The sequence below is a fragment of the Streptosporangium sp. NPDC000095 genome (assembly GCF_042899335.1).
GTDB lineage: Bacteria > Actinomycetota > Actinomycetes > Streptosporangiales > Streptosporangiaceae > Streptosporangium.
In genome coordinates, this window is the sequence record NZ_JBIAZS010000024.1 from 105,209 (window position 1) to 114,150 (window position 8,942).

The 8,942-nt window shown below is 68.2% G+C and carries 13 protein-coding genes; 7 read left to right on the plus strand and 6 right to left on the minus strand.

From position 1 onward, the window contains the following. Positions 1 to 43 precede the first annotated feature (43 nt). Positions 44 to 514, minus strand: coding sequence for a VOC family protein (locus tag ACFY3V_RS36555; RefSeq protein WP_362907435.1), 471 nt, complete (start codon positions 512 to 514; stop codon positions 44 to 46). Between the two features lie 215 nt (positions 515 to 729). Here ACFY3V_RS36555 and ACFY3V_RS36560 point away from each other — a divergent pair, with 215 nt between their 5' ends. The 4 genes from ACFY3V_RS36560 (at position 730) to ACFY3V_RS36575 (ending at position 3,336) form a co-directional block, all read left to right on the plus strand. After that, positions 730 to 1,029, plus strand: coding sequence for a type II toxin-antitoxin system Phd/YefM family antitoxin (locus ACFY3V_RS36560; protein WP_389779820.1), 300 nt, complete (start codon positions 730 to 732; stop codon positions 1,027 to 1,029). Between the two features lie 133 nt (positions 1,030 to 1,162). Beyond that, entirely contained in the window at positions 1,163 to 2,035 is an 873-nt protein-coding gene (locus ACFY3V_RS36565) for a GNAT family N-acetyltransferase (RefSeq protein WP_389779822.1), read from the plus strand. Between the two features lie 162 nt (positions 2,036 to 2,197). Then, a complete protein-coding gene (locus ACFY3V_RS36570; RefSeq protein WP_389779824.1) occupies positions 2,198 to 2,887 on the plus strand; it encodes a M48 family metallopeptidase in 690 nt (229 codons plus the stop codon). Beyond that, the gene (locus ACFY3V_RS36575) at positions 2,884 to 3,336 is read left to right on the plus strand and encodes a hypothetical protein (RefSeq protein ID WP_389779826.1); all 453 of its coding nucleotides are present in this window, start codon (positions 2,884 to 2,886) and stop codon (positions 3,334 to 3,336) included. Before ACFY3V_RS36570 ends, ACFY3V_RS36575 begins: the two co-directional genes overlap by 4 nt. A 93-nt stretch (positions 3,337 to 3,429) precedes the next feature. Here the strand turns inward: ACFY3V_RS36575 and ACFY3V_RS36580 are convergent, their stop codons facing one another. The 3 genes from ACFY3V_RS36580 to ACFY3V_RS36590 form a co-directional block, all read right to left on the minus strand. After that, complete coding sequence (locus ACFY3V_RS36580) at positions 3,430 to 4,230, minus strand: VOC family protein (protein WP_389779828.1); 801 nt, start codon at positions 4,228 to 4,230, stop codon at positions 3,430 to 3,432. 62 nt (positions 4,231 to 4,292) lie between these two features. Beyond that, on the minus strand, positions 4,293 to 4,706 hold the full coding sequence (locus ACFY3V_RS36585) for a VOC family protein (RefSeq protein ID WP_362907445.1): 414 nt from the start codon (positions 4,704 to 4,706) through the stop codon (positions 4,293 to 4,295). Positions 4,707 to 4,726: 20 nt separating this feature from the next. After that, positions 4,727 to 5,161: a helix-turn-helix transcriptional regulator gene (locus ACFY3V_RS36590; protein ID WP_389779840.1), complete on the minus strand. Its 435-nt coding sequence runs from the start codon at positions 5,159 to 5,161 to the stop codon at positions 4,727 to 4,729. A gap of 180 nt (positions 5,162 to 5,341) precedes the next feature. Here ACFY3V_RS36590 and ACFY3V_RS36595 point away from each other — a divergent pair, with 180 nt between their 5' ends. The 3 genes from ACFY3V_RS36595 (at position 5,342) to ACFY3V_RS36605 (ending at position 7,459) form a co-directional block, all read left to right on the plus strand. Then, on the plus strand, positions 5,342 to 5,806 hold the full coding sequence (locus ACFY3V_RS36595; RefSeq protein ID WP_389779830.1) for a DUF1801 domain-containing protein: 465 nt from the start codon (positions 5,342 to 5,344) through the stop codon (positions 5,804 to 5,806). A 259-nt stretch (positions 5,807 to 6,065) separates the two neighbouring features. Beyond that, the gene (locus tag ACFY3V_RS36600) at positions 6,066 to 6,623 is read left to right on the plus strand and encodes a hypothetical protein (RefSeq protein ID WP_389779832.1); all 558 of its coding nucleotides are present in this window, start codon (positions 6,066 to 6,068) and stop codon (positions 6,621 to 6,623) included. Between the two features lie 257 nt (positions 6,624 to 6,880). Further along, positions 6,881 to 7,459: a dihydrofolate reductase family protein gene (locus tag ACFY3V_RS36605; protein ID WP_362923468.1), complete on the plus strand. Its 579-nt coding sequence runs from the start codon at positions 6,881 to 6,883 to the stop codon at positions 7,457 to 7,459. Here ACFY3V_RS36605 and ACFY3V_RS36610 read toward each other — a convergent pair. Then, positions 7,441 to 8,067, minus strand: coding sequence for a helix-turn-helix domain-containing protein (locus tag ACFY3V_RS36610; RefSeq protein WP_389779835.1), 627 nt, complete (start codon positions 8,065 to 8,067; stop codon positions 7,441 to 7,443). The two genes, ACFY3V_RS36605 and ACFY3V_RS36610, sit on opposite strands and share 19 nt — an antisense overlap. A 296-nt stretch (positions 8,068 to 8,363) precedes the next feature. Beyond that, positions 8,364 to 8,768, minus strand: a complete 405-nt coding sequence (locus tag ACFY3V_RS36615) for an SgcJ/EcaC family oxidoreductase (RefSeq protein WP_362907453.1) — start codon at positions 8,766 to 8,768, stop codon at positions 8,364 to 8,366. Between the last annotated feature and the right edge of the window lie 174 nt (positions 8,769 to 8,942).

The following is an 8,942-nucleotide window of genomic DNA, read 5'->3' on the forward strand; positions in this document are numbered from 1 at the left end:
CGGGGACATACGGGGACAGCCGGGGAGAACGACCAAGCGCGCCTCAGTCGCCGAGCTGCAGGCGCGCCTCCTCCTCCATCATCGCGGTGAACCGCGCGTCGCGCTCGCCCTCCGCGCGCCGTGCGGTGTAGACGACGGTGTAGCCGTCCGGGTCGGTGACGCGCAGATCCCTGGTGTTCCACGGCGTGTCGAAGGGACCTTCGACGATGCCGCCGCCGTGGGCGCGTGCCCGCTCGGCGAGCCCGTCGAGCTGCTCCAGCGCGGCCATCATGCTGATCGTCCAATCGCCACCGGCGGGCGCTTCGCCGAGGCGCACCAGGATGTCCTGGTAGCGCCAGCGGCGCAGGTGCACCAGCACCGGGTTGCCGTCGGGTCCGGGGACGGTGAAAAGCGAGATGAAGTCCAGCCCGTTCACATACCAGTCGACCGTGCGATCGAGGTCGGCGACGGTCACCGTGACGAAGGCGGGCATTCCATAGATATCGCGGTTGATCTCCTGCGTAACAGAATCCATGCGCCCCAGGCTGGAGTCTCCAGCGACTGGAGAGTCAAGCGATTATCGATCACGTTCCATGGACGGCCGTGGAAAGACCGCTCGCTTCACGAGGTGGTGGGCACCGTCGATCCGGGAGACACCGCTCACGCGCCTCAGGTCGGGACGATGATCGACATCTCACCGCTTTCGAGATGACGTAGCACGTCGAGACACGGAAAGGCTTCACTGAACGGGTGAAGACGATTACCCAACGCGAGTTCCGCGACAACTCCGCGACCGTCCTGGACGCGGTGGCGGCGGGTGAGGTCTACCGCATCACCCGCAACGGCATCGAGGTCGCCGAATTACGGCCCCTTGCCCGCAGGCGGCGCCTGACCGCCGAGGAGTTGGTCGCCCGCCATCGCCGACTACCGCGGGTGGACTACGAGCGCATGCGCCAGGAGGCCGACGAGTTCTTCGGCACGGAGGACGCGCCGGAGACGGCGATCCCTGAAAGCGCGACCATCGCGACTTCAAAGGACTCGAAGGTGTAGTGACCGTGGTTCCCGTATGACAATTCTGCGGAACACACTGAGAACACCGTCGTCGCCTCCCTGACGTTCCGACCCACCACGTCGGCGGAAAACCAGGTGCGGACCACCGGTGCGGTGGGGTGTGATCGGGGCCATGGCGATCGTGCCGGGTGAGCCGGGAGTCGACGGGCTGAGTGCGGTCGTGGACGTGCTGCGAGACTGGCAGCACGACGAGGCGCCACCGCAACCACACCCGGGAGATCTGGGCTGGTTCTGGCGATTCGGCGCGGAGGCGGCGGCCGCGGCGGTGCGGACCTGGAGTCGAGACGGACGCATTCTCGCCGTCGGGCTGCTGGATGGCCCCGGGGTGTTGCGGCTCGCGATCGCGCCGGACGCCCGGTGCGACGAGGAGCTGGCGCGGCGGCTGGTCGCGGACATGACCGAGCCGGAGCGCGGCGTACTGCCCGAGGGGAGAGCTAACGTCGAAGCGCCCATGCGCGCGCTGGTCCAGAACCTGCTGTCCGGGAACGGCTGGAGCGCCGGCGAGCCGTGGACGCCGCTGCGCCGCGACCTCGCGGAGCCGGTGCGGGACCCGGGCGTGCGGATCGAGGTGATCGGACCGGAGCGGGCGCACGTGCGGGCCGCCGTACAGCGGGCGTCGTTCGACGGGTCGACGTTCACCGAAGAGCGCTGGCACGCGATGGCGGCCGGACCGCCGTACGCCGACGCACGGTGTCTGGTCGCGTACGACGACCGGGGCGACGCGGTGGCGGCGGTGACGGTGTGGTCGGCCGGTCCGGGTAAGCCCGGGTTGCTGGAGCCGATGGGCGTGCACCGCGACCATCGTGGCCACGGCCACGGCCACGCGATCACCCTCGCCGCGGCGGCCGCCCTCAGGAAGCTGGGCTCGTCGAGCGCGACCGTCATCACCCCGAGCTCCAATGTCGGCGCCGTCGCCACCTACGGGTCGGCCGGCTTCCAGCGACGCCCCGAGGTCCGCGACCTGCGCCGGGACGCCCCCTCGTGAAGCCGGGGATCAGCGCGGTATGAATGCCGGGGGATCGGCGCAGTCGCGCGCGAACGGCGTCGGTGGCCCGCGTATCCCTGAGCTCGACGAACTTCTCGACGGAGAACTTCCCACCTTTTCGGCGTATTGCCGCCAAGCTCGGGCTCTGTCACCTTGTTCGTCGTGTCCACCGATCTACCAGCCGGAACATCGGGCGCGTTTCAGGAGCCCCCGCGACCTCCCGGCCCCTTCCTGCCTCCTCCGGCGGCCCCCGTCCAGTCACGCCGAGCGACCGGTCGCGTCTCCCGAACCGGCGGCTACGTCCTTGCCCTGGCCGTCCACCTGTTGGCACCGGCCTTCCTGCTCACCGGCGTATACCTGGTCACCCGTCTGACGATAGGTGGCATCCTGTTCGGTCTCGTAGCCCTGGACCTCGCCTGGCTGCTGCGCCCCCGCCCCGCCCCCTTCCCCGCCTTCGCCGTACCTCTCGCCCGCGAGGACGCTCCCCACCTGTACGCCCTCGTTGACCGCATCGGCGAGGAGTTGGGAGCCCCCCGAACAGATCTGGTCGCCGTCAGCGGTGCGGTCAACGCCTCGTTCCGCACCTACGGGTGGCGACGCAGCCGTCTGGTGGAGATCGGCTACCCGCTCTGGCTGATCCTCACCCCGCAGGAACGCGTCGCCCTGCTGGCCCACGAGATGGCCCACTCCAGGAACGGCGACGCCAGACACGGCCTCGTCGTCGGCAGTGCCCTGCACTCGCTCCACGAACTCCGCATCGTCACCGGCTTCGAGTGGCACCCCGGTGACGGCTTGTCCGCCCTCGTCACCCAGTGTCTCCTCGCGATCCTGGGCGTCCCGTCCGCGGCTTGATCTTCCTGCTGGAGCTCCTGCTGAACCGCTCCTCCCAGCACGCCGAATACCGCGCCGACGAGATGCAGGCCCAGGTAGCCGGCTCCGCGGCCGCCGCTTCGCTTCTGGACGTCCTGACCACCCGGACACGATCGGTCGAAGGTTTCCTCGCATCCAGCGCGGTGGCCGTCGGAACCGGGAACCTGTGGACGGCTCTCCGCTCCCACGTGGACGCCGTCGCCGACACCGAACTCGAACGACACCGCGAGTCCGCCCGCCTTGAGAAGACGGGGGTCGACACGACCCATCCGCCGACGTACCTGCGCATGCAACGCGTGCTGGCACTGCCATACCCGGTGCCCAGGGTGTCCGCCGCGGGATCGGAGCAGATCGAAGGAGAACTCGACAAGGCGGCTGGACGCGTGGCGCGGCGTTTGAGGGAGGACGCCCAGTCCGTCCGTTATCGGTAAGCCTGACGGGCGGGAACCAGCCGACCGTCGTCACGCGATTCCCGAAGCGGTATCCGACTCGGGGGTCGCGTGACGACGGTCGGCCTGTCGCGGTCAGCCGGGTGTGATGATCATCCAGTGGTAGCCGTCGGGGTCGGTGCAGTGCCCGGCGTAATCCCCCCGATCGGTTCGGGCCGCCGCGGCGGTGACCCGACCACCGGCCGAGCCCGCGGCGGCGAGAAGAGCGTCGACGTCGTCACGGGAAGCGGCGATGTGGGTGAGTACGAGCGCCGAGAAGCCGTCACCGTGCTCGTCGACGCCGGCGTCCTTGGCGAGGGCTTTACGTGGCAGCAGGCCCAGCCGACACACGCCGTCGGCGATGACGAAGTCGAGGAATTTGTCACCGTAGTCGTGATTGACGCTCATGCCCAACGCCTCATAGAACACCCTGGATGCCGTCGGATTGGCGACGCCGAGGTAGACGGCGGTCTCGGTCGGCTTCGGCGGGTCGGGGACGGGACCGGTGTCCTTCTTGGAGGCCGCGGCCAGCTTCCACACGGCCCCGTCCGGTGCCCGGTAAGCGGCGCTGAACTCACCGAAAAGCTGCTTCTTCGGCGGCTTGACCACCGTCGCGCCCTTGGCCGTGGCGGCATCGAGAAGGGTCCTGACCTCGGCGGGCCGGTTCACGATGGAGGACAGGACGTAGCCACGGAAACCCGAGGTCTCCGGGGCCGTACCGGAGTCGGCGGCGAGCGCGTCGATCCGGCGGAGAGCGAGCCGCCCGGTGCCGTGAAGGTCAAGGCTCGCGGTGTGGTCGTTCTCCGTCGCCGTGGCTGAGAACGCGGACGTGTAGAAGGTGCGTGCGGCTCCTACCTGAGGTACGCCGAGAGTGACGATGTCGACAGAGAGCGGCATCAGATGGTTCCTCCGTGCTTTCCGAGATCGGTCGATTCGGGGCGAGCGTCGTACGGGCGGGCTCAGGCAGACGCGCCGGTTATCCGGATGAGGTTGCCGGCGGGGTCACGGAAGGCGCAGTCACGGACCCCGTAGTCCTGGTCGATGGGTTCCTGGATCACATCGGCCCCGGCGGCCTGGAGGCGGTCGAACAGCCCGTCGAGGTCATCGGTGGCCAGCGTGACGGCGGCGTAGACGCCCTTGGTGACGAGTTCCAGGATGGTGCGGCGCTCCTCATCGGTGATGCCCGGATCGGCCGCCGGCGGGTGCAACACGATGGAGGTGCCGGGCTGTCCGACCGGACCGACGGTGATCCACCGCATGTCCTCGTAACCGGCGTCGGCCCGGACCTCGAAGCCCAGGATGTCGCGATAGAAACCCAGAGCGGCCTCGGGATCGGTGTGCGGAAGGAAGGTGTGCTGAATGGTGACGTCCACGCCCCGCACGCTACGCATGACTATCGGGGGCGGGCTTCTCGATTCTTGACCGGTCTGGTCACCTGCTTGCTCAGGCACGGCGGAATACCCGCCGCGGCCTGGGAACGGTCACGCCGGTAGACGCTCGGCGGCACGCCGACGAGTTCGGTGAACCTCGTACTGAACGTGCCCAGCGAGGAGAAACCCACCTCGAAACACACTTCCGTGACGCTGAGGTCTCCGCGGCGCAGCAGCGTCATCGCCCGTTCGATCCGCCGGGTCATCAGATACGAGTACGGAGACTCGTCATAGACGCGCCGAAACTCCCGGCTCAGGTGCCCGATCGACATGTGCGCCCCTGCGGCCAGCGCCTGGAGGTTCAGCGGCCTGGCGTACTCACGATCGATCCGGTCTCGGACACGACGGATCACGGCGATGTCATGCAGCCGCTGCGCCTCCGCACGCCCGAGTCCCATACGCACCATCGTTCCACCTCACCCGCCGCACGAACGACAGCCGACGGTGCGAGCCCTTGTTACAAGGAGTGTCCCGGAAGCACGGGGCGAGCATCGGTCAGGAATCGAGAAGCACCGGCTTCACAGCACCGCTAGCGTCACAAACACCCCATACCGACGACGACGAGGAGAGTGACAACGGTGAGCGCGGACACCGGCGCGGCGAGCAGGAAGAGCACGGACGGCTTCTCCGAGGAGGAGCGCGCCGCGATGAAGGAGCGCGCCGCGGAACTGAAGAAGGAGGCGAACCGCGGCCGTGGCAACAAGGCGGCCGCCGAGGAGCTCGACGTACTGTCGAAGATCGCGGAGATGGAACCGTCGGACCGCGCGATGGCCGAACGCATCCACGCCATCGTCACCGCCAACGCCCCGGAGCTGTCGCCGAAGCTGTGGTACGGCCAGCCGGCCTACGCCAGGAAGGGGAAGGTCGTCTGCTTCTTCCGCAGCGGGAACGCGGACAAGGAGCCGTACTCGGCCTTCGGCTTCACCGCCGAGGCGAACCTCGCCGACGCCGGTGGCCTGTGGCCCACGTCCTTCGCCGTGACCACGTTGAGCGAAGAAGCCGCGAAGACGATCACCGCTCTCGTCAGGAAAGCCGTGAGCTGAGGCACCACCCCGACAGCAGGGGAGCACCTCGGCGAGGCACCGCCCGACGGCAGGCGAGCACTTCGGCGAGACAGAGCGGAGGCGCGGGAGCCGACACCGTACTTCGCCTGGCGGCGTGCCCGATGTGCGCGGGCTCGTGAGGTCGCCGGGCGGCTGGAAGAGGGTGGCGATCCGGCGCTCGGCCGCAACCGACCGAAGAGCCACGGCGACCGGCCACGCCCACTGTCGGTATCGGTCGGCTGATCGCTAAGGTGGCGCCGTGATTGCCAAGCCGCCCGGATGGCCGTTGCTCACGGCGTTCTCGTTCGCGGCGTTCGTGTGCCTGTGGTGGTCCAGCGCGCCGTACCTGTATGTCGAGCTCTTCATCTGGGTGCTCTTCGCGGGTGGCGCGCTCTTCCTCCTGTGGATCATCCGGGCCGTCGCGGCGCTGCTGACCGACATCGGCGCGATGGAGGCGAACATGCTCCGTTGGTTGACGCCATGGATCATCGCCGGTTGCACCGCTTTGGCGATCAGCGCCGACATTCCCTTCCAGGTGCGGTTCACACTGTCGAAGTCCGCACTGACCGACCACGCCCAGGCCGTGGCCCGGAGCGGCACCTCCTCCGAGGAGTGTCGACTCGTGGGTCTTTATCCGGTCTGCTGGTCAGAAGCCACGCCCGACGGCGGGGCCCAGCTCAGCATCAACGACTGGCGAATACACACGTCGGTAGGGTTCGCGTGGAGCCCGACGGGCCAGATGTCCGAAGAGGGCCTGGAGCGACTCGATCCGATCTCCGGCCCCTGGTACGCATGGTCGGCCTGGGACAAGTGGTGATCCCGCAGCCAGACGTGCGGATTTCTCCCCCCATCCGCATGTAAGCCACATGGAAGCGCATCGCAGGCATCGGTTCGCCGAACACTCCGACCGCGGCCACTTCGGTGCCGGTGGCGGCGAAGCCGGTCGACTCCGAAACCGGGTGCGGGCTCAATCGACAGCGCTCTGGACCCGCTGTCGTTTCCGTCCAAGACGGCCGTCGCGACCGCGATCTAATGTGGAGCCGGCAATTCGCCCGAACATGAGGAGACAGCACAATGCGTGACCTGGTCTACACCGGTTTCATGTCGCTGGACGGCGTCGTGGACTCGCCCGGCGGCGGGCCGGGGGAAGAGCACCGCAGCGGCGGGTGGGTGGTCAAGGACCTCGATTTCGTCCCGGAAGCCTGGTCGCTGAAGGGTGAGGAGCTCGCCGACACCACGGCGCTGATGTTCGGCCGCCGCAGCTACGAGGTGTTCGCACCGGTCTGGCCCGGTTCGGAGGACCACGCCGACTACAAGGAACTGCCCAAGTACGTGGTGTCGACCACGCTGTCCGACGACGCCCTCGTCGACGGGTGGGGGCCGACGACGATCCTGCGCTCGATCGAGGACGTCGCCGCGCTCAAGGAGAGCGAGGGCGGCGCGATCTTCATCCACGGGAGTGCGGAACTGGCCCGGCGGCTTTCGGACGCGGGCCTGATCGACCAGTACAACCTGCTCGTCTTCCCCGTGCTGCTCGGTGCCGGGAAGAGCCTGTTCGGCCGGGCCGACCGAGACAAGCACATGCTGACGCTGCGAGAGTCGGAGAGCTACTCGAACGGGATCCTGAAGCTCGTCTACGACGTCAAGCGCTGATCCAGGTTGAGGGCGATCGCGCCGCCCGCGCCCTCGCGCAGTTGCCTGACGGTGCGTCCGACGTAGGAGCGCAGTGCTCGGGCCAGGTGCGGCTCGTCGAAGTAGTCGAGCTTGGCGACGACATCGGCGGCCAGGTCGCCGGCGGCCAGCAACTCCGTCGCCGTACGCGCACGCTCGATCTGCCGGACCACGCCCCGCGTCAGTCCGGTCGCGGCGCGGAACCGGCGTTCGACCGTGCGCCCCGAGACGGCCGGGCGGTGCCCCCGCAGCACCTCGACGACGAGCGGGTCACGGACCACGATCCCGGCCCGGACAAGCCCGTCGACCAGGGCCTCGGCATCGTCGGGGCCGGGCGTCTCCCAGCGCGCGCCGTCCAGCCGGAACGTCCGGCGCGTGGTGTCGGGGAGTTCGATACCGCCGTCGACGAGCGTCGGCGTGGGCACGGCACGCAACGAGGTGCCCACGGCGAACTCGATGCCGGTAAAGGTCGCACCCTCCGGCACCGGCGCCGTCCCGGTTCGGGTCTCGGGACCGGTGATGCTCGTGTACGTCCGGCCGGCCTGCTCCCAGAACACCAGCCCCCAACACGTCCCTGCGACGGACGTCATCGAAGTGACCTGCCCGCTCGTGCATGTCCACACGGTGTCGACCCACGGCGAGTCGGACCGACGTGTCTTGAGCCTCAGACCCATGGGCGAAGAATACGCCGCTTCGCGCTCCGCAGATGACCGGCTCGGCGTCGCTCGACCGGGGGCGATCCCCACATCGGTCGCCATGGTGCGAGACGGGGTGAGTCCTCCAGCAGGTCGTCGGTCTTCACGTACAGCGTGGTGGCGAGGACACTCAACCCCTACCGACGTTGGGCGCCCTCGCCTCATGCGTACGGCCGATCCCCCGGAATCGATCAACCGGCGACGACCCCCGTGTTCTGGCAGGCGGTCAGCAACCAGCGGCCGTCGCCCTGCTTGGACATCACGTACAGCGGAGCCCCCTCGCTCTCGTCACCCGGGGTCAGGTAGAGCTGACGAACCTTGACCGCCGCGACATCCGGGCGAATGAAGAACACGTGGACCACCTCGTAGGTGACCTTGCCGTCCCAGTTCGCCGCGGGGAGAACCTTGCGGGTGAACTCCGAGATCGCGTCGAGGCCTATGAGGACCTTGCCGCCGGCCGTCGTCCAGACCGCGTCGGGGTGGAAGAGGGCGAGGAACTCATCGGGGTCCTTGTGCTGCTGGGAGTGCTCTACGGTGGCTACGACCCGTTCGATGGCTTCGAGGTCTGCGGCGTACGCCGTGGATTCCGTGTTCATGTGCACCACGGTGCTACCTCAAGCATGGTGGAGGTCAAGAGACGATCGACCGCTGACCTCTTGGAATCGATTATTGAACCGCTCCGATGCTCCTATGTTTGTCAAGCGGCGACGCGAAGATCGTTGCTCGTGGTGTTTGGGCTGGTGAGGACTTTGAAGAGCTCTCGGGCGACA

Bases quoted from the DNA above. Each gene is read 5' to 3' on its own strand.
- ACFY3V_RS36610 (WP_389779835.1), bottom strand. From the start codon at position 8,067: ATGACGTCCGTCGCAGGGACGTGTTGGGGGCTGGTGTTCTGGGAGCAG.
- ACFY3V_RS36605 (WP_362923468.1), top strand. From the start codon at position 6,881: ATGCGTGACCTGGTCTACACCGGTTTCATGTCGCTGGACGGCGTCGTG.
- ACFY3V_RS36615 (WP_362907453.1), bottom strand. From the start codon at position 8,768: ATGAACACGGAATCCACGGCGTACGCCGCAGACCTCGAAGCCATCGAA.
- ACFY3V_RS36590 (WP_389779840.1), bottom strand. From the start codon at position 5,161: ATGGGACTCGGGCGTGCGGAGGCGCAGCGGCTGCATGACATCGCCGTG.
- ACFY3V_RS36555 (WP_362907435.1), bottom strand. From the start codon at position 514: ATGGATTCTGTTACGCAGGAGATCAACCGCGATATCTATGGAATGCCC.
- ACFY3V_RS36565 (WP_389779822.1), top strand. From the start codon at position 1,163: ATGGCGATCGTGCCGGGTGAGCCGGGAGTCGACGGGCTGAGTGCGGTC.
- ACFY3V_RS36580 (WP_389779828.1), bottom strand. From the start codon at position 4,230: ATGCCGCTCTCTGTCGACATCGTCACTCTCGGCGTACCTCAGGTAGGA.